The following is a 23,174-nucleotide window of genomic DNA, read 5'->3' as shown; positions in this document are numbered from 1 at the left end:
GTCTCTTCGGCCTGGGGTTTCGCATTAGGTTAGCCTAACCTAAGGTCGTCACCGAGCGGTGACGGAACGGCCGGCTTCACCCTGCCCGGAAATGCCTCAACTGCCTTGCGCAGCAAGGGCTTTCGGGCTCCGAGGCGCCGACCGTGCCGCCGGTCCCGACCCCCCTGTTCCCGACCACGTACGGAGATCCCAGGCCATGGCGCCGAACCCCTGTCCCCCCGCCCGTCGCACCGCCCACCCCACCGCCACGGCCGCCGCGCACCCGCGGCTCGGTCTGGTGAGGGGCGGTCGCGCCACCGTGTCCGGCGCGGCCGGGCGGACGGGTCCGGGCGGCGGTCGGGCGGCCGTCACGAGGTCCGCCGGTGCCCGCAAGGCCGTGGTCGCATGAGCGCGGAGACCGAATTCGCGGGCCGGCTCGCACTGGTCACCGGTGCCGCACGCGGCATCGGCGCGGCGGTCGTCGCCGCCCTGGTCGAGCGCGGTGCCCGCGTCCTCGCCACGGACGTGCTGCCCGACGGGCTGGAAGCGCTCGCCGCCGAGTACGGCGACCGGGTCACCGCCCGCGCCCTCGACGTCACGGACGCGGCCGCCGTCGAGGCCCTCGTCGAGGAGGCCGAACGCACCCTCGGACCGCTGGACATCGCGGTCAACGTGGCCGGGACACTGCGCTCCTCGGATGTCGTGAACCTGACCGACGCGGACTGGGCGGCCACCTTCGCCGTCAACGCGAACGGGGTCTTCCATGTCTCGCGGTCCGCCGCCCGGCGGATGACGGGGCGCGGCCGCGGCAGCATCGTCACCGTCGCCTCCAACGCGGCGGGCATCCCCCGCGCGGGCCTGTCCGCCTACGCCGCCTCCAAGGCCGCGGCCGTGATGTTCACCAAGTGCCTGGGCCTGGAGGTGGCCGCGCACGGCGTGCGCTGCAACACCGTCTCCCCCGGCTCCACCCTCACGGACATGCAGCGCGCCCTGTGGACGGCCGGGCAGGACGAGACGGCCGCCGCGCGGCGCGTCATCGAGGGAGACCTGGCGAGCCACCGCACGGGCATCCCGCTCGGCCGGATCGCCGACCCCGCCGACATCGCCGACGCCGTCGTCTTCCTCGTCTCCGACCGCGCCCGTCACATCACCATGCACGACCTGTACGTCGACGGCGGCGCCACCCTGCGGGCCTGAACCGACCCCGCCCGCTTAACGACCCGGGCTCGTCCCCCACACCCTCTGGAGACACCCCATGTCCGCTTCACTGAGCGAACCCGTCACCTCCGATCTGGTCGCCCCCGGCGCGGCGACCGCGCTGCTGGAGGCCTACCGGCCCGGCGGCGACCGGTTCCTTGCCACCCCCCACCACACCCTGCTGGGCAGCGGAACCGCCACCGAAGTACCGCACGACGCACGGCCGCCTGCCCGGCGGGTGCGCGACACCCTGGCCGCCCGGCGCGCCGCGGGCGACCCCGGGCCGGTCGTCGTCGGCTCGATACCCTTCGCGCCCGGCGCCCCGGCCGCGCTCGCGGTCCCGGAGAACGTCCGCTGGGCGCCGCCGCTGCGCGAGGACCCGCTGGTCGCGCTGCCCGTGCCGCGTACCGGGCAGCGGCCCGACTGGCAGGTGACGGAGGTCCCGGCGCCCGAGCGGTACGCCGAGGCCGTCGCCGCCGCCGTCGCCCGCATGCGGGCCGGTGAGTTCGACAAGGTGGTGCTCGCCCGCACCCTGGAACTCACCTCGCCGCACCGCCTCGACCTGCCCGGCATGCTGCGCAGCCTGGCCCGCCGCGACCCGGGCGGCTACACCTTCGCCGTCCCCACCGGACCCGGCCGCACGCTCATCGGGGCCAGCCCCGAACTCCTCGTCGCCCGCCGCGGCGGGCAGCTCACGGCCAACCCGCTGGCCGGGTCCGCGCCCCGCAGCGGCGACCTCGCCGAGGACGTACGGCGCGCGGTCGCCCTGCTCGAATCGCCCAAGGACCTGCACGAGCACGCCGTGGTCGTCGCGGCCGTCCGCGCGGCGCTCGCACCCTTCTGCACCCGCCTCGACGTGCCCGAACGGCCCACCCTGGTCCGCACCGAGGCCATGTGGCACCTGTCGACGACCGTCACCGGCGACCTCGCCGACGAGGACGTCACCGCCCTGGACCTGGCGTCCGCGCTGCACCCCACCCCGGCGGTGTGCGGCACGCCGACCGACGTGGCGCGCGCCGTCATCGCCGAGTCGGAGCCCTTCGACCGCGGCCCGTACACCGGTATGGTCGGCTGGCAGAACGCGGACGGCGACGGCGAGTGGGTCGTGACGATCCGCTGCGCCGAGGCCGAGGGACGCGGACTGCGCCTGTTCGCGGGGGCCGGCGTGGTGGCCGCCTCGTCGCCGGAGGCCGAGACCGCGGAGACCGGTGCCAAGTTCCGTACGTTCCTCAACGCCGTGGGGGCCGAACTGTGACCGCTGCCGAATCCGTCGCCGCACTCACCCCGGGGGTCGACGCCCCCACCTGGCCGGCCGAGTTCGCGGAGCGCTACCGCGCCGCCGGGTACTGGCGCGGCGAGACGTTCGGGGGTGTGCTGCGCGAGCGCGCCGCCGCCCATCCCGACCGGATCGCGCTCGTCGACCCGGCCCCCGAGCGCCGCACCTGGACCTATCGTGAGCTGGACGAACGCGCCGACCGGCTGGCCGCGGGGTTCGCGGCGCGCGGGATCGGCAGGGGCGACCGGGTCGTCCTCCAGCTCCCGAACGTCGGCGAGTTCGTCGAGGTCGTCTTCGCGCTGTTCCGGATCGGCGCGCTGCCGGTGTACGCGCTGCCCGCGCACCGGGAGACGGAGATCGACTACTTCTGCTCCTTCACCGGGGCCGTCGCCTACGTGATCCCCGACCGGCACGCGGGCTTCGACCACCGCGAGCTGGCGGCCCGGGTCAAGGAGCGCAACCCCACGCTGCGGCATGTCTTCGTGGTGGGCGATGCGGGCGAGCACACGGCCCTCGCCGAGGTGCCGCGCGAGCCCGGGGGGACGCCCGCCGGGCCCGAACCGCACGAGCTGGCCTTCCTCCAGCTCTCGGGCGGCACCACCGGTGTGCCCAAACTGATCCCGCGCACCCACGACGACTACATGTACTCGCTGTGGGGCTCCAACGAGATCTGCGGCGTGGACGGGGACACCCGCTTCCTCGTCGTGCTGCCCGCCGCGCACAACTTCCCGATGAGCTCGCCCGGCTGGCTGGGCGTGCTGTACGCGGGCGGCACCAACGTGCTGTGTCCCGCGCCCGACCCGGAGACGGCGTTCCCGCTCGTGGAGCGGGAACGGATCACCATGACCGGGCTCGTGCCGCCGCTGGCCCTGGTGTGGACGGAGGCCGGTCCGAAGTCCGGGCACGACCTGTCCAGTCTCGAGCTGGTCCTGGTCGGCGGCGCCAAGTACAGCGAGGCGGCGGCGCGCCGCCTCGAGCCCGCCCTCGGCTGCCGGCTGATGCAGGTCTTCGGCATGGCGGAAGGGCTCGTCAACTACACGCGCCTGGACGACGATCCGGAGACGGTCGTCACCACCCAGGGGCTGCCGATCTCCCCGGACGACGAGATCCGGGTCGTGGACGACGCCGGACAGGACGTCGCCGACGGCGGGTTCGGGCATCTGCTGACCCGGGGCCCGTACACGATCCGCGGTTACTGGCGGGCCGACGACCACAACAGGAGGTCGTTCACCGAGGACGGCTTCTACCGCACCGGTGACATCGTGCGGCGTACGGCCACCGGCCATCTCGTGGTCGAGGGCCGGGCCAAGGACCAGATCAACCGGGGCGGCGAGAAGATCGCCCCGGAGGAGATCGAGAACATCATCCTGTCCCACCCGTCCGTGCACGACGTCTCCGTGGTCGCCGTCGCCGACGAGTACCTCGGCGAGCGCTCCCTCGCCTACGTCGTCCTGCGCGCGGACGCCGAACCGCTGAAGCCCGTCGCCGTCAAACGCTTCGTCCGCGAACGCGGTGTCGCCTCCTACAAGGTCCCCGACCTCGTGCAGTTCGTCGACGCCTTCCCGCAGACCGGTGTCGGCAAGGTCAGCAAGAAGGGACTGCGGTCCTCCGCGGCCGCCCCCGAGCAGCAGGGACCGCGGCCCGCCGCGGTCACCCCCGAGCAGCACTGAAAGGCCCCCCACTGACATGGCACTTCCCGCCATCGCCCCCTATCCGCTGCCCCGGGCGGACGAACTGCCCGCGGGCCGCGTCGCGTGGACCGTGGACCCCGACCGCGCGGTGCTGCTCGTGCACGATCTGCAACAGCACTTCCTGAGCGCGTTCCCCGCCGGACGGCAGCCGGTGACCGGCATGCTCGACAACACCGCCCGGCTGCTGAAGGAGTACCGCCGGCTCGGCGTCCCGGTCGTCCACTCGGCCCAGCGCGGCGGCCAGACCCCCGAGGAGCGCGGCCTCCAACTGGACTTCTGGGGGCCGGGCGTCGCGGACGACCCCGCGGCGCTCGCCGCGCCCGAGGCCGTCGCCCCCGAGCCCGGGGAGACCGTCCTGACGAAGTGGAAGTACAGCGCGTTCGTCCGCACCGGACTCGAGGAGCTGATGCGCGACTCGGGGCGCGACCAACTCGTCATCACCGGGGTGTACGCGCACATCGGGGTGCTCATGAGCGCCGCCGACGCGTGGCAGCGGGACATCCGGGCGTTCGTCGTCGCCGACGCGGTCGCCGACTTCTCCCGCGAGGACCACGACATGGCCCTGCGCTGGGCCGCCGGCCGCTGCGCGGTCGTCACCACCACCGACGCGCTCTGCAAGGAGGCCGGACCCATGCCCCGCACAGCCCTCACCCTGGAGCAGATCCGCAGCGACGTCGCCGACTCCCTAGGCGAGGACCCCGCGGACATCCCCTTCGACGAGAGCCTCGTCGACTACGGTCTCGACTCCGTCCGCATCATGTCGCTGCTCGCCCGCTGGCGGGAACGGCACGGCGTCGAGGCGGCCTTCGCCGACCTCGCCGAGCGGCCCGCCATCGAGGCGTGGGCCCCGCTGCTGGGGGTGTCATGACCGTCCTCCCGGCCGCCCTTCCCGGCCTTTGCGGTCTCGCGGACGACACGCCCGCGACCGTACTGCCGCTGACCGCCGCCCAGTCGGGCATGTGGTATGCGCAGGCGCTCGACCCGGCCAGCCCCGCGCAGAACACCGCCGAGTGCCTGGAGATCGACGGGCCGCTCGACCCGGACCTGTTCGCCGCCGCGCTGCGGCGGGTCACCGCGGAGGCCGACGCGCTGCGTGTGACCGTCGAGGACACCCCCGACGGCCCGCGCCAGCACCTGCGCGACAGCGACGCCTTCGAATCGCCGCTGAGCGTGCGCGACCTGCGCGCGGTGGACGACCCCGGCGAGCGGGCCGACGCCTGGATGCGCGCCGACCTCGCCGAACCCTTCGACCTGGCCACGGGGCCGCTGTTCCGGCACGCCCTGTTCCGCGTCGGCGACGAGCGGTGGCTGTGGTACCAGCGCATCCACCACCTCGTGATGGACGGCTACGGCTACTCGCTCCTGGTGCGGCGCACCGCCGAGGTCTACACGGCCCTCGTGCGCGGCGAGGAACCGGCCCCGCGCAGCTTCGGGAGCCTGGCCGATCTCGTCGCCGAGGACGCCGCCTACCGCGCCTCGGACACCTTCGCCGCCGACCGCGCACACTGGACGGAGGCGTTCGCCGACCGTCCGGAGCCGCCCCGGCCGGCGGGCCGCGGCGCGCTGCCCGCGCGGACGTTCCGCCGCCGCACGGCGTACCTCGCGCCGGACGTCACGGACGGGGTGCGCGACCTCGCCGACCGGCTCCGCGCGACCTGGCCCGACGTGCTGATCGCGGCGCAGGCGCTGTACACCTCCCGTGCCACCGACCGCTGTGACGTCGTGCTCGGGCTGCCCATGATGGGCCGCATGGGCTCGGTCGCGCTGCGGGTGCCCGGCATGGTGATGAACGTGCTGCCGCTGAGGCTCACCGTCACCCCGGAGGCGACCTTCGCCGAACTGGTCAGGCAGGTCGTGCTCGGCATCCGGCGGATACGCCGCCACCAGCGCTACCGCTACGAGGACATCCGCCGCGACCTGGGTCTGCTCGGCGAGCACCGGGGCCTGGTCGGCCCGCTGGTCAACGTCATGCCCTTCGACTACGGCGCCGACTTCGCCGGGGCCCCGGCCCGCGCCCGCAACCTGTCCGCGGGCCCGGTCGACGACCTCACGGTCAACATCTACGACCGCGCCGACGGCCAGGGCCTGCGCATCGACCACGACGGCAACCCGGCCCTGTACGAGGACACGGACCTGGGCGCGCACCAGGAGCGGTTCCTGCACCTGCTGGACCGGCTCGCCGGCGCCGATCCGCACCTCCCGCTCGCCGCCCACGGCATCGCGACCCCGGCCGAACACGCCCTGGTGGTCGAGGAGTTCAACCGCACGGAGCGCGCGCTCCCGCCGACCACCCTGATCGGCCCGATCGAGGCTCAGGCCGCGCGGACCCCGGACGCCACCGCCCTGGTGTACGGGAGCACCACAATCACCTACGCCCGGCTCAACGCCCGCGCCAACCGGCTGGCCCGGCACCTGCGCACCCTCGGCGCGCGGCCCGGCGCGATCGTGGCGGTCTCCGTGCCGCGCTCGGCGGAGCTGGTGGTGTCACTGCTCGCCGTGCTGAAGGCGGGCGCCGCGTATCTGCCGCTCGACCCGGACTACCCGGCGCAGCGCCTGGCGTACATGCTCGAGGACGCGGCCCCGGTGTGCGCGGTCACCGACTCCGCGGGACGGCTGCCCGAGGACACCGGGGTCCCGCTGGTCGTCCTGGACGGCCTCGACGTCTCCGGCTACCCGGCGGTCGACCCGGCCCGTGCGCTCACGCCCGCCCACCCCGCGTACGTCATCTACACCTCCGGCTCGACCGGCCGCCCCAAGGGCGTCGTCGTGTCGCACGGCGCGATCGACAACCGGCTGCGCTGGATGCAGGACGCGTACGGGCTGAGCGCGCGGGACCGGGTGCTCCAGAAGACGCCGTCGTCGTTCGACGTGTCGGTGTGGGAGTTCTTCTGGCCGCTGCGCGAGGGCGCGACGCTCGTCGTCGCCGAGCCCGGCGGCCACAAGGATCCGGTGTACCTGGCCCGGCTGATCCGCGAACAGGCGGTCACCACCTGCCACTTCGTGCCGTCGATGCTCCAGGTGTTCCTGGCGGTCCCGGAGGCCGCCGGCTGCACCGGCCTGCGCCGCGTCTTCTGCTCCGGCGAGGCCCTGCCCCGCGAGACGGCGAACGCCTTCGGCCGGGTCCTGCCCGGCGTCGAGCTGCACAACCTGTACGGCCCGACGGAGGCCGCGGTCGACGTCTCGTACCACGCCTGCGCCCCCTCCGGCACGGGCCCGGTGCCGATCGGCCGGCCCGTGTGGAACACCCGCCTGTACGTCCTCGACGCGGCGCGCCAGCCGTGCCCGCCCGGGGTACCCGGCGAACTGTTCCTCGCGGGGCGGCAGTTGGCGGACGGCTATCTGAACCGTGCCGAGCTGACCGCCGAACGGTTCGTCCCCGACCCGTTCGGTCCTGCGGACACCCGCATGTACCGCACCGGTGACGTGGCGCGCTGGACGGAGCAGGGCGAGGTCGAGTACCTGGGCCGCACCGACCACCAGGTGAAGCTGCGCGGGCAGCGCATCGAACTCGGCGAGATCGAGGCCGCGCTCGCGGCGCAGCCCGGCGTGGACGGCTCCTGCGCCCTGGTCCGCGACGACCGGCTCGTCGGCTACGTCACGGGCGACGCGGACCCCGCCGCCGTACGGGCCGCGCTGGCGCGTGAGCTGCCCGAGCACATGGTCCCGGCGGCCGTCGTCGTCCTCGGCACATTCCCGCTGAGCCCCAACGGGAAGCTGGACCGCCGCGAGCTGCCCGCCCCGGTCTTCGCCGGCGGCGAGGCCGCGCGGCGCCCGGCGAGCCCGCGCGAGGAGGCGCTCACCCGCCTGTTCGCGGAGGTCCTGGAAGCGGAACGGATCGGCCCGGACGACGCGTTCTTCGACCTGGGCGGCACCTCGCTGCTCGCGGTCCGGCTGGTGACGCGGGTGAAGGAGGAGTTCGGCTGCGAGCTGACGATCGGCTCGCTGTTCGAGGCACCGACCCCGGCCGCGCTCGCCGCCCGCCTCGACGACGCCGGCCCGGCCTCCGGGGACGCGCTCGACGTCGTCCTGCCGCTGCGCTCCGGCGGCGAACGGCCGCCGCTGTTCGCCTTCCACCCGGCGGGCGGCATCGCCTGGTGCTACGCCGGACTGTCCGCCCGCCTCGGCCCGGACCAGCCGCTGTACGGCATCCAGGCCCGCGGTCTCACGGACGGCGCGCCGCTGCCCGCTTCCCTCCAGGAGCAGGCCGCCGACTACGTGGAGCGGATCCGCGAGGTCCGGCCGCACGGCCCGTACCGGCTGCTCGGCTGGTCCGTGGGCGGCATCCTCGCGCACACCGTGGCCACGCTGCTCCAGCGGGACGGGGAGCGGGTCGACTTCCTCGCGCTGCTCGACGCGTTCCCGGCCGAGCAGTGGCGTGAGCGGCCCGCGCCCGAGGAGGGCGACGCGCTGACCGCGGTGCTGCGCATGGCGGGCTTCGAGCGCACCGGCGAACGCACCCGGGAGGACGTGCTCGCCCGGCTGCGCCGCGCGGGCAGCCCGCTCGCCGGGCTCTCCGACCACACCTTGTCGCGGATCGTCGACATCGTGCCGAACCACGCGCGCATGATGCGCGCGCACGAGCACGGGGTGTACGACGGCGACGTGCAGTTCTTCACGGCCGCCGCGCCGCGTGCCGAGGACTGGCTCACCCGTGAGGCGTGGCGCCCGCACGTGCGCGGCACGATCGCCAACCACGACCTGGACTGCACCCATCCGCAACTGCTGCGCGACCGGTACCTCGACGACATCGCCGCGGTGGTGGCGGCCCGCCTGAAGGAGCTCGACGGGTGACCCGGACGCGTGGAACTCGCGGTGGGCTCATCCCCGGCCGAGCAGTTCCACCAGCCCGTCGGCGAGTTCCGTGCGCCAGCACAGGTAGTCGTGGCCGCCGTTGAACTCGCGGTAGGAGGCGTCGTCGTAACCGGCGGCTGCGAGGGTGTCGCGCAGCCGCCGGGCGGCGGGCAGGGCCACCCACTCCTGCGTGCCGAAGGAGAGCCGGAGCCGTACCGGCAGCCGCGATCCTTCGGCGATCCGGCCGGTGAGCCACTCGGCCTCCGGCCCCGCGGCGGGCCACCAGAAGGAGCCCGACTGGACCAGGGCGTTGCCGAAGCGGTGCGGGGCGGACAGCGCCGCGTACGCGGCGGTCAGTCCGCCGAGGCTCTGCCCGGCGAGCACGGTGCGCGCGGGGTCGTCCGTGAGCGGCAGCCGTCCGGCCGCCCACGGCAGCAGTTCCTCGGTGAGGAAGGCGGTGAACTCGGGGCGGCAGGTCAGCTCCGCCCAGCGGGTGGCCGCGTCCACCGACTCGGGGAGCACGGCGGCGACCGGCGGGAGGCGGCCGTCGGCGATCAGGTTGTCGAGGAGGTGACAGAGCCCGAGCCGCGGCTGCCAGTGCTCGCCGTCGAGCAGCACGAGGACCGGCAGCGGCGCGGACGCCGGACCCGCCCCCGGCGGCAGGTACGTCCAGACGCGCCGCTCTCCCCCGAGGTGCGCGCTCGCCACCTTCTCCTCGGTCACGGTGCCCTTGGCGGTGTCCGGCCTCGGTTCCCAGTCGGCCGCGGACGGCGCCGCTTCCAGCTCCGCGTACGGGACCGGGTCACCGCCCCAACGGCGCGGCAGCGTACGGGAGTTGAAGGGATCCGTGCGGTGCTGTCCGCGCAGCCGGCGCCAGTACTCGGCGGTGCCCGGCTCCGGGCCGCCGCCCTCGTCGGCGAACAGGTCGTAGGTGCCGCGCCAGTCGTGCCGGAGCCGGAGCGTCCAGTGCCAGACGTCGGTGCCGGGCACCCGTTCCATCAGGTTGCCCTCGGGGGCGCGCGGGTCGCCGAGCTTGTTCGGCAGCACCTGGACCGCCCGGGTCTCCGGGCCGCCGCGCCACAGGAAGGTGACCGCCCGGTGTCCGGCGCTGCCCAGCGGGTCCGGTGCCACGAGCGGGGCGCCGGCTCGCCCTACGCCGGCCCAGAACGCGTCGGTGTTCCCGGTCCCCGGGGCCGGCAGGTGGCGGCCGGGCGTCGCGAGCCTCGGCACCTCGTCCGGCCGCGGCAGCCGGGGCGGATGGTTCGGGGCGCCCTGCGGCGGCACCGACGTGATCATGAGGGGACTCCGGGGACAGGGTGATCGACCAAGGGTCACCTTACTCGGAGGGCATGACTTCCCTTCGGCTTCGCCCTCACGGCAGTCAATTAGGCTAGGCTAACCTAACTGCGCGTTCGCGGCGTGTTGTCGCACCGCTGCCGACGGACTCGTCCGCGCACCTCTCCCTTCCCCTCTCACGCCGCCCGCCAGGAGCAGCCCCTCATGAACTCCGACAGACCCGTCCCCGCCGGGACCGTGCCGTCCCGGGCCCCGCGCCCCGCCCGCACCAGGCTGAGCCGCGTGGCCGCGCTCACCGCGGGCGCCACCCTCGGACTCGGCGCCCTCGCCGTGCCGCTCGCGACGGCCGGCACCCAGGGCACGGACGGCACCGGGCCCGTGGCACTCGCCGCGGACGCGACGTCGCCCGCCGTCACCCTCGGCACCACCTCGGTGAAGCCCGGCGGCGACGTGCCGTTCCAGGTGACCGGCTTCCCGGCCGGGGCGAGCCTGAGCGTCAAGCTGGACGACGCGACGCTGCTGAAGCAGTTCGCGATCGGCGACGACGGCACGGTCTCCGGCGCGGTGACGATCCCGGCGGGCACCACGGCGGGCGGCGGCCACTGGCTGCGCTTCCTGGCACCGCAGACCAGCGTGCGCAGCGCCGACCTCACGGTGACGGGCGGGTCCTCGGGCCCGAGCCCGTCCCCCACGCCCACGTCGAGTCCGACCGCGTCGGCGCCCGAGGTGAGGCTCGGCGGCTCGAAGGTCGCGGCGGGCGGCAAGGTCTCCTTCAGCCTCTCCGGGTTCACCGAGGGCCAGACCGTCACGGTCAAGCTCGACGACAGCGAGATCGTCGGCCAGTGGAAGTCGGCCGTGCGGGCCGACGGCACCTTCTCCGGGTCCGTGACCGTACCGGCGTCCACGGCGGCGGGCGGGCACTGGCTGCGCTTCCTGGCGGCGGACCCCGCGACCAGCCTCAGGGCGGACATCACGGTGTCGTCTACGAACTCGGGCGGCGGCGGGAGCGGTTCCGGCGGCGGCTCGGGCAGCGGATCCGGGTCCGGAAGCGGGTCCGGGTCCGGGAGCGGGGGCGGAAGCGGGTCCGGAAGCGGGAGCGGTTCCGGCTCCGGCGGTTCGGGGGCGGGGAGTTCGGCCGGGACGTCCGCGACCATCACCGCGGGCTCGCGGGTCGCCGCGGGCGGCAAGGTCTCGTTCCGGGTGACCGGGTTCCCCGCGGGACAGCAGCTCACCGTGAAACTGGACGACGCGAAGATCATCGGGCAGTGGTCGGGCGGCATCGGGGCGGACGGCTCGTTCTCCGGCAGCGTGACCGTCCCGGAGGGCACCACCGAGGGCGCCCACTGGCTGCGCTTCCTGGCCCCGAACCCCGCGACCAGCCTGAAGGCCGGCTTCACCGTCACCTCGGGGGCGGACGGCACGAGCGCGGCCTCCGCGACGGACCCGTCCGGGGCCTCCGGTACGTCCGCGACGCCCGTACCCGCCGCCTCGGGCGCCCCGGCCTCCGCGACCGATCCCGAGACCGGGGCGAAGGCGCGGATCACGGCCAGTCAGGTGCAGCCCGGCGGGAAGCTCCACTTCGAGGTGAGCAAGTTCCCCGCCGGTGAGACCGTCACCGTCAAGCTGGACGACGAGGGCATCCTCGGTCAGTGGAAGGCCGACGAACAGGGCTCCTACGAGGGCGATGTGACGATCCCGGCCGACACCTCGACGGGCGCCCACTGGCTGCGCTTCCTCGCGCCGAACCCGCCCACCAGTCTGAAGGTCGACTTCCGGGTGACCGCGGCCGGTGCGGCGGCCGACGGCGGCGGGTCCGCCACGGCCGCGCCCGGCACGTCGGTCAGCACCGTCGCCGCCGCCGCGGACACGTCCGTCTCCTACGCGACGGTCGCCTGGTCGGCGGCGGCCGCGGCGGTCGGCGGAGCCGCCGGTGCCGCGGCGACCACCCTGTTCGTCGTCCGCCGCCGGGGCGGCGCGGGCATGGGCACGGGCACCACGGCGACGGGCTGACGCCCCGCCCCGTGCCCGTACCGGACCGCCCGCGGCGGGCCCCGGCCCAACTCCGTCGCGCCACCCGCGCCTTCGCGGCGAAATGTAGTCCGCATCACACCCCGAACCCCGGGCTACTTAGGTAAGCCTAAGCTAACTTCTAGGGGTACTGATCACCCGTGCGACCCACGTCAGGGAGATGACTCAGCATGACCACACCCACCCGCAGCCGCCGCCGTACCGCAGTCGGCGCGGCGATCGCCACAGCGCTCGCCGCGGGCAGCAGCCTGGCACTGACGGGCACCGCGTCCGCGGGCACCGCGCGGACGACCGCCTCGGCCGTCGACCAGGCGCCCCTCGTGACCGGCCTCTACCAGTCCGCGTACTCGGAGCGGAACCACGTGCTGTGGACCACCTCCGCGGTCGGCCGGCCGCCGGTGGCCAACTCCAGCCTCCTGAAGGTGGACCCGAAGACGCTGAAGGTGAAGGCCACCTACACGCCGCCGGTCACCGACGCCTCCACCGGCGCGGTGGAGGCGGTCTACGGGGTCGCCGTGGACGACGAGCACAACACCGTCTGGACGACGAACACCCGCAACAACACGGTCGCCGTCTACAGCCAGCGCACCGGTGAGCACCTCGCCACGCTGCCGGACGTGGGCCACGCCCGGGAGATCGTCGTCGACGAGCGCCACAACACCGTCTGGGCGAGCGCCTTCAGCGACGGCACGCTCGTGGCGTTCGACAGCAAGACCTTCGAGGAGAAGGAGCGCGTCACGGTCGAGGGTTCGGGCCCGGCGGGTCTCGCCGTGGACGAGCGCAGCGGCACGGTGTACGCCGCGGACCTCACCAACGACCAGCTCATCGAGGTCACCCGCAAGTCGGCGACCCCGCGGCTGATCCCGGCGGGCGACGGCCCGATCTCGGTCTCGCTGTCCGCTGACGGCCGCACCGCGTACGCCGCCGACCAGACGGGCGGCGGCGTCTCGGTGGTCGACCTGCGCAAGGGCGAGGTCACCAAAACCGTCACGACCGGCGCGGGCCCGCTGTCCGTGGCCACCGACGAGCGCTCGGGCGACGTCCTGGTCGTCAACCGCACCGACGCCACCGTCTCCGTCGTGGACCCGCGCAAGGGCACCGTCAAGGAGACCCTGACGACGGGCGCCAACCCCAACCACGTCGAGGTCGCGAACGGCACCGCGTACGTGGTCGACAAGTCCGGCGCCGGCGCGAACGGCGAGGACCAGGTCAACCGCATCCGTCTCGGCCGCTGACCGGCCGCGGACCCGCGGGCACGACTCGGGCGCCCGGACCGCCGTTCCTCCATGCGGCGGGCCGGGCGCCCGTTCCTGTGCCGTACCGCTCCCCCGCGGCGGACCGGCCGTCAGCCGGTCAGCCTGTCGGAGGGGGTGTGACGCCCAACTGCTCGGCGCGGTCGAGCAGTTCTCGCCACACCTTGGGCGCCACCGGGATGCCGGCCGCGCCACGTCCGGCCGCCACCGCCGCGCTGCGCTCGCCGGGGTAGAAGACGCCGTCCGCGCCGTCCGCCACCGGGAGCCCCTTGAGCGTGCCGAGGGTGGCGTCGACGTCGGCGGCGAACCGCTCCGCGCCGCCGAAGGCCGCCGGGTCCAGGGCGATCAGCAGCGCGTTCTGGCGGTGCTTGCGCCCCTGCGGGTCGTCCGAGTGGAAGGCGGCGAAGATCGGCGCGCCGACGAGCACACTGGTCAGCAGCTCGAACGCGAACGACATGCCGGACCCCTTGGCGCCGCCCAGGGGCAGCGGCATGACCGCCTGTTCCGGGTCGGTCGTCGGGGTGCCGTCCTCGGTCGCGGCGGCGTTCTCGGGCAGCGGGGTGCCACTGGCCTTCGCCTGCCGGATCCTGCCCAGCGCGATGGTGGCGGTGGCCATGTCGAGGAGCAGCGGGGCCCGGTCCGAGGACGCGGCGGAGGGGACGGCGACGGCCAGCGGGCTGGTCGCGACGGCGGCGCCCTTGACGCCCGTGTAGCCCATGTTGGGCATGCCGGCGACGAAGCCGATGCCGACCAGGCCCGCTTCGGCGATCTTCGACACGTAGTAGCCGATGGCGCCGGTGTGGACGGTGCGGCGCACGCCCACCGCCGCGACGCCGTTCGTGCCGGCCCGGCGTACGGCCTCCTCGGCGGCGGCGGTGAGCGCCACCGGGCCCGGCGCGCGGTCGGCGTCCAGGACGGCGGCGGCCGGGGTGGTGGACTCGATCCCGATGCGCGGGTCGGCGTTGGCGACGCCCTTGGCGAGCAGGTCGAGGTAGGCGGGGACGCGGGCGACGCCGTGCGAGTCGACGCCGCGCAGCGCGGCCCAGACGAACACGTCGGCGGTGGTCCGCGCGTGCCCGGCGGCGAGCCCTCCCTTCTCTAGCAGGGCGGCGGAGAAGGTGCGCAGGTCCTCGGCGGGGACGAGCACCTTGCCCGGCTGGGGGGTCGGGGGCGGTGTGTCGGACATGGCGGCGGGTGCCTCCTGTTTCAGGGGCCGGGGTTCAGCGGGTGAGGTGTTCGGCTGGGCAGCGGTTCAGCGGTTCAGCGGGTGACGAGGACGTCGACGACGGCGGTGGTGCCCTCCGCCACGGCCTTGAACGCGCGTTCCAGGGCGGGGACGAGGGCGTCGGCCGTGTCGACGGTCTCGGTGTGCATCCCGAACGGCTCCGCGAACGCGGCGAGCCGGGGCAGCCGGCGCAGATCGGTGCCGAGCCATTCACCGGTCCCGGCGGCGGCACCCTCGGGGTAGAACCTGCGGTGGTTGAGGTTCATCGATTTGTAGACACGGTTGTTGAACACCACGATGAGCAGCGGGAGTCCGTACGTCCTGGCGGCGTCGTACGACGGCAGCACCGGGTTGTACATCAGGGCGCCGTCGCCGACGGTGAACACCACGGGGCGGTCCCCGGCGGCCAGTTTGACGCCGAGCGCGACCGCGATGCCCTGGCCGAGACCGCCCTGGACGTAGAAGTACGAGTCCGCCTCCGAGGTCCGCAGGTGCCGTTTGACGATCCGGCTGTGCGTGATGGTCTCGTCGACGACGATGCCGTCCCGGCCGTCGAGCAGCCCCCGCAGCGCGGCGGCGACCAGCACCGGATCGACGCCCTCGGCCTGCCCGGACTCCCCCGCCCGGTCCGTCCGCCCCGCGGCCTTCGCCTCGGCGGCGGCGATGGCGGCCTGCTCGTCGGAGTGCCGCTCCTCCTGGGCGGCGCGGCGCGCGGTGACGGCCGCGACGTCCAGCTCCTTCGCCCGCTTGGCGAGCTGGCGCAGCGTGTTGGCGACGCTGCCCTCCAGGTAGGTGTCCGCGAACAGCACCTGGTAGCCGACGTGCGGGCGCTGCGGCACCTCGTCGATGACGACGACCTGCGCCTTCGAGGGGCGCCGGCTGGGCGGGTAGAACGGGGCGCGGCAGTTGACCAGGAGGATCAGGTCCGCCTCCGCCATCCACGGTCCGATGTCGCTGCCAGCGTGCAGCGGATGGGTGCGCGGGAAGTTGCCGCACACGGCCGAGTCGGGTTCGACCACCGGGATCTGCCACGCCTCGGCGAAGGCGAGGAGGGCCTCGAAGCCGCCCGCCTCGCGCCCCGCCGTCTCCGTGACGATCACGGGGTTGCGCGCCTCGCGGATCATCCGCGCGACGGGGTCGACCTCCTCGGGCGAGCTGTGGGTGGCGCCCGGCCGGACGACGGGCCCCGCCGCGCGGCCGTCCCACTCCTGGAGCATGATCTCCAGCGGGATGTTCAGATAGGCGGGTCCCGCGGGCGCCCGCCAGGCCAGTTCGGCGGCCCGGGTGATCATCGTGGGCAGGGTGTGGACGCTCGCCGCCTCGTTGGCCCACTTGGTGAACGGCTGGGCGACGTGGTGCGGGCCGCCCACGATGGACAGGTTGCGGTACCACTGGCCGCCCGGGTCCGGGCCCGGACCGTCGCCGTAGGTGCTCGACTCCGAGGAGGCGACCACCATCGGGACCCCGGCCAGCAGGGCGCCGTGGACCGCCATCGAGCCCTGGAGCAGGCCGGGCGCCGCGTGCAGGAGCACGCCCTGCGGGCGGCGGGCGAGCAGTCCGTAGCCGGTGGCCATGCCGACGGCGACGGTCTCGTGGGTGAGGTCGAGGTAGCGGGGTGCGGGCTCCCCGTCGCGGTGCCGGCGGGCCAGCGACTCCCATACCGGGGCCCATTCGGACCCCGATGAGCAGAAGACGTAGTCGGCGCCGGCGGCATGGAGGGCGGAGACGACGGCGTCACCGCCGTCGGCGCCCGGGGTGTTCACGGTGTCGGTCATCCCGGTCCCTCAGCCCTCGATCGGCCAGCCGAGGCACTCCGAGATACCCCGGCCCATGATCCACTCCAGCTCCTCGGCGGTGAAGTCGAAGTGCTTGGTGAACTGCTCGATGGTGTCGGTGTACGTCAGGCCGTGGCCCAGCAGGCGGGTGATGTCGGTGCCCCAGAAGCAGCGCTCCGGGCCCATCCGGTCGACCATCTCGCGCACGTACTTCTCGATGTTCTTGTTCGGGAACGGCTCGGTGGAGTAGCCGGGCAGCGCCGAGACCTTGACGTAGATGTTGGGGTGTTCGTGCAGGTCGGCGGTCTCCTGGACCCAGTAGCCGATGGCGTCGTCGACGCAGCGGGCCATGATGCCCATGTGATCGATGATGATCTTCAGCCCGGGGTGCTTGGCGGCGATCACGCCGAGCTCCTTCTTCCAGATCGGGGCGTGCACCATGGTGGGGATCGACAGCTCCTCGGCGACGGGCCAGTACCAGTCGTTGGTGCCGTCGATCATCCAGTTGCGGTCCTGCGGCCGGTGGAAGGTGAGCCGGGTGCCCTTGATGTACGGATTCTGCGCGAAGTCCCGCAGCATGGCGGTGCCTTCGGCCTCGTTGTCCTGCGGGACGCGGGCCATGATGCCGAAGCGGTCCGGGTGGGCCTCGCAGGCTTCGAGGGCGTAGTCGATGCGGTTGCCCTCCCACGACGGCGGGAGGATCAGCGCGCGGTTGACGCCGGCCTCGTCCATCAGCGCCAGGCACTCCTCGTGGCTGAAGGGCTCTTCGCGGTGGCCGTTCAGCCGGATCCGCTCGCGCGCTCCGGGGACCCACGGACGGTCGGGGGACTCTTCGAGCCAGATGTGGACCTGGGAGTCGACGACGAACATGTCGGTGCTTCTTTCTGTCGGGCGGCCGGCCGCCGCGAGAGCTGCCGGAAGGACGCTGGGCTGATCAGACGTTAGGCGGCCCCGGCGGGTCTGCCGAGAGCTGCGCGCGCAAGCACTTGTTGCGCGAAAAGCTGCTGTTGAGATGGGTGTTCAGGGGTCGGGCGAGAGGGTGGGGCGCGCGGTGGTCAGCCCCTCGGGCGCTCGCCGAGCACGGCGTCCGCGAGGTGCTCCGCGATGGCCATCGAGGATGTCGCGGCCGGGGACGGCGCGTTGCGGACGGCGGTGACACGGCCCACCTGGTGGATGCGGAAGTCGTCCACGAGCGTGCCGTCCCGGTCCAGGGCCTGGGCCCGTACGCCCGCGCCCGCGCGCACCACGTCGGCGGCGCCGATCTCCGGTACGTAGGCCCGCGCGGCCTTCATGTACGCGGTCTTCGACAGTGAGCCGCGCAGCTCCTTCAGGCCGGTCCGCCAGTGCTGTCCGGCCATGTGCCAGGTGCCGGGCCAGGCCGCGGTCCGGGCGAGGTCGCGCAGCGAGATCCGGGAGCGGCGGTAGCCCTCGCGGGCACCGGCGAGCACGGCGTTGGGACCCACCTCCACCTCGCCGTTCACGCGGCGGGTGAAGTGGACGCCGAGGAACGGGTAACGGGGGTCGGGCACCGGATAGATGAGACCGCGCACCATGTGTGCCCTGTCGGGGCGTACGGTCATGTACTCGCCGCGGAAGGGGATGATCCGCGGTTCGGCCCCGTCGTCGGCGAGTTGGGCGACGCTGTCCGACTGGAGCCCCGCGCAGAGGACGAGCCGGCCGACGCGGACGGTGTCCTGGCCCGACGCCACCTCGATGCCGTTCGGCACCTGGGTGACGCGGGTGACCCGGAAGCCGAGGCGGACCTCGCCCCCGCCGTCCTCGACGTCCCTGGCGAACTCCCCGGCGATCCGCGTGTAGTCGGTGATGGCGGTGCGCGGGGAGTGCAGGGCCGCCTTGCCCGCGGCGTGCGGCTCGATCTCGCGGATCTCCCCGGCGGACACCTCGCGCAGTCCGGGCACCCGGTTCCGGCGCGCCCTGGCGCCGAGGGCCGCCATGCGCGGGACCTCCTCGTCGGTGACCGCCACGACGAGCTTGCCGCACTCGTCGTACGGCAGCGCGCGGTCGGCGCAGTACTCGCGCAGCAGGATCGTGCCGCGGGTGCACAGGCGGGCCTTGAGGCTGCCGGGCGTGTAGTAGATGCCGGCGTGCACGACGCCCGAGTTGTGGCCGGTCTGATGGGCGGCCACCCGCTCTTCCTTGTCCAGGACGACGACCCGGGTGCCGGGCCGCCGCAGGGTGATCTCGCGGGCGGTGGCCAGCCCGACGATGCCGGCGCCGACGATCCCGATCGTCTCGTCAGCCATGGTGGTTCTCCGTTCTGCGTGCCGCCCCGCGGGGCGCGGTCACCGTCATCCGCCGAAGTGGACGGCGACGGTCTTGACGCGGGTGTAGAAGCGCAGGGCCTCCTCGCCCTGCTCCTTGAAGGCCGATCCGGAGTCGTGGAAGCCGCCGAAGGGGTGGTGGACGTCCCAGCCGGAGGTGGTGGTGTTGACGGCGACCTGGCCGCACTCCGCCTCGTCGGCGAAGCGGTACGCGGAGGCCAGGTCCCGGGTGAAGACGGCGGCGGCGAGGCCGTACACGGAGTCGTTGACGGCCGTCACGGCCTCCTCGAAGGAGCCGACCGTGCGCAGGGCGATGACCGGCCCGAAGACCTCCTCGCGCCATACGTTCATCCCGGCGGTGACGTCCGCGAGGACGGTGGGGCTGACGTAGCAGCCGTGCCTGCGGGCCTCGTCCCCGGGCCGGTCGCCGCCGGTGAGCACCCGGGCGCCCTGCTCGACCGCGCGGCCGATGTCGGCGAGGACACCGTCCCGCTGCCCGGCGCTGACCAGCGGTCCCATGGTGGTCGCGGGATCGGCGCCGGGCCCGGTGCGCAGCGCGGCGACCTCGGCGAGCAGCAGCTCGGTGAACCGCTCCGCCACCGGCTCCTCGACGATCACCCGGCTGGTGGCGGTGCAGCGCTGCCCCGCCTGCCCGAAGGAGGCCGCGACGACGGCCTTCGCGGCGGCCGGGAGGTCGGCGTCGGCGAGGACGGCGGTGGCGTTCTTGCCGCCCAGCTCGCCCTGGAAGCGCACGTTGCGCGCGGCCAGTGCGGCGCGCAGTGACTCGCCGACCTCGTTGCTGCCGGTGAAGGTGACGGCGGCGATGCGCGGGTCGGCGATCAGCGCGTCACCGATGGCCGAGCCGCGTCCGGTGACCACGTTCAGCACCCCGGCGGGCAGACCCGCGTCGTGCAGGGCGCGCGCGAAGTGCAGGGCGACGACCGGGGTCTCGGTGGCGGGCTTGAGGACGGCCGCGTTGCCGGCCGCGAGAGCGGGCGCGAGCTTGCGGGCCGGGGTGAGCAGCGGGTCGTTCCACGGGGTGATGGCGAGGACGACACCGAGGGGCTCGCGCCGGTGGCTGGTGCGGGTGTCGGGGCGTACATCGTGCAGCAGCGTGCCGTAGCCGGCCCGGGCGGTCCCGGCGTAGTACTCCAGGAAGTCGGCGGCCTTGCCCACCTCGCCGGTCGCCTCGGCGCGGGTCTTGCCCATCTCGGCCACCAGGTCGGCGGCGATGTCCGTGGCGCGCTCGCGCAGCAGCCGGGCCGCGCCGCCCAGGATCCGGGCGCGCTCGAAGGGGCTGGTGCGCTTCCAGACGGCGAAGCCCTCCGCCGCGTGGCCGAAGGCGCGGGTGACGTCGTCCGCGGTCATCGCCGGTACCCGGGCGACGGGTTCGCGGAGGTCGGACGGGTCGTGGACGTCCAGCCAGGCGTCGGACGCGACCCACTGCCCGCCGGAGAGGGTTTCCATCGTGCGCGTCAAGATCGTTGCTCCCTTCGAAGCGGTGTGCTGCCGCACCGTGGTGTGTGGTCGCACCGTGGTGTGTGGTCGCACCGACGACACACGAGAACCGGGCGGGCCGACCAGCCCCGCGGCGGCATGCATTGCTTGCGTGCCGCGCACGCCCGGACCTGCGTGGAGCCGGGCCGGGGCGTGCTGGAATCAGCACGCCCACAGCCGTGACCGAGAGCAGGGACCCACCCATGGCATTCGCCGTCGTCGCCCACTACCGCTGCGCACCCGCCGACGAGAGCACCGTGCGCGCCGCGCTGCTGAAGATGCGCGAACACACGCTGGACGAGCCGGGGAACCTGGCGTACACCGTGCACGCGGAGGCGGACGTGCCGGGCTCGTTCGTGCTCTACGAGCAGTACACCGACCGCGCCGGGTTCGACGCCCACGCGGCGGCCGGCTATTTCGACGAGCTGATCGTGCGGACGGTACGGCCGCTGCTGACCGACCGCACGGTCACCTTCGCCCAGGTGCTCTGAGCCCCGGCGTTTCCCGGGCGCCCGCGTCAGAACTCGTTGCCCCAGCAGTACCGGGCCAGCGTCTCCACCAGGACCAGCTTGCGCCGCTGGTCCTCGGCGCCGAGCAGCGGGCGGCCGGCCGCGTCGGCGAAGCCGCGGGACGGGGCGAGGGCCATGTCCTCGATGTCCTTGACCTCCGCGGCGGCGTCGACGCGGGCCAGCACCGTGTCGATGTCGGGGTCCTCCCCCACCGGTACGGCCGGGCCGACCACGCCGAGACAGGCGTCCCGGTCCTCCGGCAGCGCCCTGAGCAGCTCCAGCTCGGCCCCGGTGCCCCGGTCGTAGGGCAGCACCCAGCGGTCCGCGGGGACCTCGGCGTACAGGCGCTCGGCGCGGGCCCGGTCCACCGTGTCCGGCGCCGCCCAGCCGGGGCAGACGCCGATGCGTACGCCCTCGGGGCGCTCGTCGAGCCGGACCGCCGCCGCGTCGACGGCGAGCGCGTCCGCGAAGGAGAGCGCGCCCGCCGGGCCGGGTTCGGCGGCCGTGTGCGCGAGGAGCAGCGGGTTGTTCAGCTGGACCAGGCGGACGCCCCGGGCGAGCAGCAGCCCGATCTCGGCGTGCACGATCCCGGCCAGCGCCTCGCCGAGTTCGCGGGCCGAGGCGGGGCCGCCCGAGCCGGCCAGGTCCGGGTCGAAGCAGGTCGCGGCGAGGTAGGCCGGGGACGGCAGCGACACCTTGGGGGCGATCACGGTCAGTTGGGCCAGCAGGTCGGCCCAGTCAGCCACCAGCGGTCCTTCCGCCTTCGGCGGCGCCTCGGCCACCCAGCGGGCCAGGCCGTCCGTCTCCCGGCCCGTGCGCCGGAAGCCGGAGACGCCGTCGAGCACGGCGCTGCGGAAGTCCTCGCGGGGCAGATCGCCGTCGGTGACGACGGTGCAGCGCAGCTTGCGCTGGAGGGCCACCGCCTCCTCGACCGCGGTGCGCTCCGCCTCGCGCAGCGCGTCGGCGTCGAGCTCTCCGGCGGCGGCCCGGGCCCGGGCGGTCCGCAGACTGTCGGGGCGTACGAGGCTGCCGTGGTGGTCGATGCGGTAGTTGAAGGTGTCCGCCATGATCAGACGCCCTTTCCGGTGGTCCGGGCCGCCCCGTTGCCGTCACCGGCCCCGGCCGGCGTGCCCGCCACGCCCCACGCGGCGAACTCCAGCTCGTAGCCGAGGGCCGCGAGGACCTCGTCGGCGAGCACCTGGTCCTCGTCGGCGGTGCCCCCGGCGACGCCGAGGCCGCCGATGATCTCGCCGTCCTTCTTGATCGTGACGCTGCCCTCGGTGGCCATGATGGGCAGGGCGGCGCCCGGGAGCTGGGAGAGCTGGGAGAAGAAGACCGGCTGGCTCTCCTGCCACTTCTTCAGCATCTTCCCGGGGCGCTGCATCACGGCGGCGGTGTACGCCTTGGCGCGGGCGATGTCCGGGGTGAGCGGGCGCGCCCCGTCGGACCGGCGGACCGCGACGACGAAGCCGCCCGCGTCCACCACGGCGACGCTCACCGCCTTGCCGAGGGCCCGTGCGCGCTCGATGACGGCGTCGATGACGGCGTCGGCTGCGTCGAGGGTGAGGCTGCTCATGCGGTTTCCTTCTGTTCCTTCGGTGCGGTGAGGGTGCGGCGCAGGCGGGCGACGGCCCGGTTGTACTCGGCGGGCGCCTCCCAGTACATGGAGTGCGGGGCGTCCGGGACGATCTCCAGGTGGGAGCCGGGCAGCAGTTCGTGGGCGCGGGTGACGGTCTTCACGCTGAGCACGGCGTCCCGTTCGCCGGCCAGGAAGGCGACCCGGACGCCGGAGTCCGCGATGTCCTGGAGGGTCGGGCCGTCGGTGTCGAGGTTGCGCAGGTCGGCCATCCTGGCGGCGTTGAAGGTGCCCATCTGCTGGAAGAGGAAGGTGAGGTCGGCCCGTTCCCGCTGGAACTCCTTGGTCAGGAGCCGGTCGATGACGGGGAGCTTGACGGCCTCGGCGCGGTCGGCGGCGGCGAGTTCCCTCAGCTCGGGGTGGCTGACGCCGCCGAGCGAGTGGCCGAGGACGACGGAGGAGACGCGCCGGGGACGCAGCAGCGCCGCGCGCAGGGCGGCCACCGAGCCGATGGACTGGCCGACGAGCATGACGTCGGTCAGGTCCTCCCGGTCCAGGACGGCGACGACGTCACCGGGGAAGTCCTGGCCGTCGAACTCGCTCATATCGCTGTCGGACCTGCCGAAGCCGCGCAGGTCCACGGTGACGACGGTGAACTCCTCGCGCAGCGCGGCCACCTGCTGCCACCAGGCGGCGTGGTGCCCGCCCGAGCCGTGCACGAACAGGATCGCGGGACCGCTGCCGTGACGCTCGTAGTAGACGGCGGTGCCGTCGGAGTCGGCGATGGGCATGGGGATGA

At 74.1% G+C, this 23,174-nt stretch carries 17 protein-coding genes; 8 read left to right on the top strand and 9 right to left on the bottom strand.

Features of this window, described 5'->3' with window-relative positions:
• Positions 1–384: 384 nt before the first annotated feature.
• Genes ACFV6E_RS31455 through ACFV6E_RS31435 form a run of 5 tightly spaced genes read left to right on the top strand, consistent with a single transcriptional unit; the run spans position 385 to position 8,934 of the window.
• A complete protein-coding gene (locus tag ACFV6E_RS31455; RefSeq protein WP_385167008.1) occupies positions 385–1,176 on the top strand; it encodes a 2,3-dihydro-2,3-dihydroxybenzoate dehydrogenase in 792 nt (263 codons plus the stop codon).
• A gap of 58 nt (positions 1,177–1,234) precedes the next feature.
• The gene (locus tag ACFV6E_RS31450) at positions 1,235–2,431 is read left to right on the top strand and encodes an isochorismate synthase (RefSeq protein ID WP_385466220.1); all 1,197 of its coding nucleotides are present in this window, start codon (positions 1,235–1,237) and stop codon (positions 2,429–2,431) included.
• Positions 2,428–4,122 carry a (2,3-dihydroxybenzoyl)adenylate synthase gene (locus tag ACFV6E_RS31445; RefSeq protein WP_385466217.1) on the top strand — a complete coding sequence of 565 codons (1,695 nt, stop codon included), beginning with the start codon at positions 2,428–2,430 and terminating at the stop codon, positions 4,120–4,122. Before ACFV6E_RS31450 ends, ACFV6E_RS31445 begins: the two co-directional genes overlap by 4 nt.
• Positions 4,123–4,138: 16 nt before the next feature.
• Positions 4,139–5,011, top strand: a complete 873-nt coding sequence (locus ACFV6E_RS31440; RefSeq protein WP_385167013.1) for an isochorismatase family protein — start codon at positions 4,139–4,141, stop codon at positions 5,009–5,011.
• Entirely contained in the window at positions 5,008–8,934 is a 3,927-nt protein-coding gene (locus tag ACFV6E_RS31435; protein WP_385466214.1) for an amino acid adenylation domain-containing protein, read from the top strand. Before ACFV6E_RS31440 ends, ACFV6E_RS31435 begins: the two co-directional genes overlap by 4 nt.
• A 27-nt stretch (positions 8,935–8,961) precedes the next feature.
• Here the strand turns inward: ACFV6E_RS31435 and fes are convergent, their stop codons facing one another.
• A complete protein-coding gene (fes, locus tag ACFV6E_RS31430; protein WP_385466211.1) occupies positions 8,962–10,230 on the bottom strand; it encodes an enterochelin esterase in 1,269 nt (422 codons plus the stop codon).
• A 204-nt stretch (positions 10,231–10,434) separates the two neighbouring features.
• On the opposite strand from fes, the gene ACFV6E_RS31425 reads away from it, so the two are divergent.
• Positions 10,435–12,240 (top strand): hypothetical protein, encoded by a 1,806-nt coding sequence (locus tag ACFV6E_RS31425; protein ID WP_385466208.1) that lies wholly within the window; start codon positions 10,435–10,437, stop codon positions 12,238–12,240.
• Between the two features lie 188 nt (positions 12,241–12,428).
• A complete protein-coding gene (locus tag ACFV6E_RS31420) occupies positions 12,429–13,493 on the top strand; it encodes a YncE family protein (protein WP_385167019.1) in 1,065 nt (354 codons plus the stop codon).
• A 118-nt stretch (positions 13,494–13,611) separates the two neighbouring features.
• On the opposite strand, the gene ACFV6E_RS31415 is transcribed toward ACFV6E_RS31420, so the two are convergent.
• The 5 genes from ACFV6E_RS31415 to ACFV6E_RS31395 form a co-directional block, all read right to left on the bottom strand.
• Positions 13,612–14,697, bottom strand: coding sequence for an Ldh family oxidoreductase (locus tag ACFV6E_RS31415; protein ID WP_385167021.1), 1,086 nt, complete (start codon positions 14,695–14,697; stop codon positions 13,612–13,614).
• Positions 14,698–14,771: 74 nt separating this feature from the next.
• Positions 14,772–16,511, bottom strand: a complete 1,740-nt coding sequence (locus tag ACFV6E_RS31410) for a thiamine pyrophosphate-dependent enzyme (protein WP_385167023.1) — start codon at positions 16,509–16,511, stop codon at positions 14,772–14,774.
• Positions 16,512–16,520: 9 nt separating this feature from the next.
• A complete protein-coding gene (locus ACFV6E_RS31405; protein ID WP_385466205.1) occupies positions 16,521–17,381 on the bottom strand; it encodes an amidohydrolase family protein in 861 nt (286 codons plus the stop codon).
• Positions 17,382–17,566: 185 nt separating this feature from the next.
• On the bottom strand, positions 17,567–18,775 hold the full coding sequence (lhgO, locus tag ACFV6E_RS31400; RefSeq protein WP_385466202.1) for an L-2-hydroxyglutarate oxidase: 1,209 nt from the start codon (positions 18,773–18,775) through the stop codon (positions 17,567–17,569).
• 45 nt (positions 18,776–18,820) lie between these two features.
• The gene (locus ACFV6E_RS31395) at positions 18,821–20,272 is read right to left on the bottom strand and encodes an aldehyde dehydrogenase family protein (RefSeq protein WP_385466199.1); all 1,452 of its coding nucleotides are present in this window, start codon (positions 20,270–20,272) and stop codon (positions 18,821–18,823) included.
• 221 nt (positions 20,273–20,493) lie between these two features.
• Between ACFV6E_RS31395 and ACFV6E_RS31390 the strand changes: the two genes are divergently transcribed.
• Positions 20,494–20,781 (top strand): putative quinol monooxygenase, encoded by a 288-nt coding sequence (locus ACFV6E_RS31390; RefSeq protein WP_385466197.1) that lies wholly within the window; start codon positions 20,494–20,496, stop codon positions 20,779–20,781.
• Between the two features lie 26 nt (positions 20,782–20,807).
• Here ACFV6E_RS31390 and ACFV6E_RS31385 read toward each other — a convergent pair whose 3' ends face one another.
• The 3 genes from ACFV6E_RS31385 to ACFV6E_RS31375 are packed head-to-tail and all read right to left on the bottom strand — an operon-like array spanning position 20,808 to position 23,166.
• On the bottom strand, positions 20,808–21,866 hold the full coding sequence (locus ACFV6E_RS31385) for a methionine synthase II (cobalamin-independent)-like protein (protein ID WP_385466196.1): 1,059 nt from the start codon (positions 21,864–21,866) through the stop codon (positions 20,808–20,810).
• Positions 21,867–21,868: 2 nt separating this feature from the next.
• The gene (locus ACFV6E_RS31380) at positions 21,869–22,375 is read right to left on the bottom strand and encodes a heme-binding protein (RefSeq protein ID WP_385466194.1); all 507 of its coding nucleotides are present in this window, start codon (positions 22,373–22,375) and stop codon (positions 21,869–21,871) included.
• The gene (locus ACFV6E_RS31375; protein ID WP_385466191.1) at positions 22,372–23,166 is read right to left on the bottom strand and encodes an alpha/beta fold hydrolase; all 795 of its coding nucleotides are present in this window, start codon (positions 23,164–23,166) and stop codon (positions 22,372–22,374) included. Before ACFV6E_RS31375 ends, ACFV6E_RS31380 begins: the two co-directional genes overlap by 4 nt.
• Positions 23,167–23,174 lie beyond the last annotated feature (8 nt).

It is taken from the genome of Streptomyces sp. NPDC059785, assembly GCF_042732375.1.
Taxonomy (GTDB): domain Bacteria; phylum Actinomycetota; class Actinomycetes; order Streptomycetales; family Streptomycetaceae; genus Streptomyces.
This window is presented reverse-complemented; position numbering and strand designations above follow the sequence as displayed.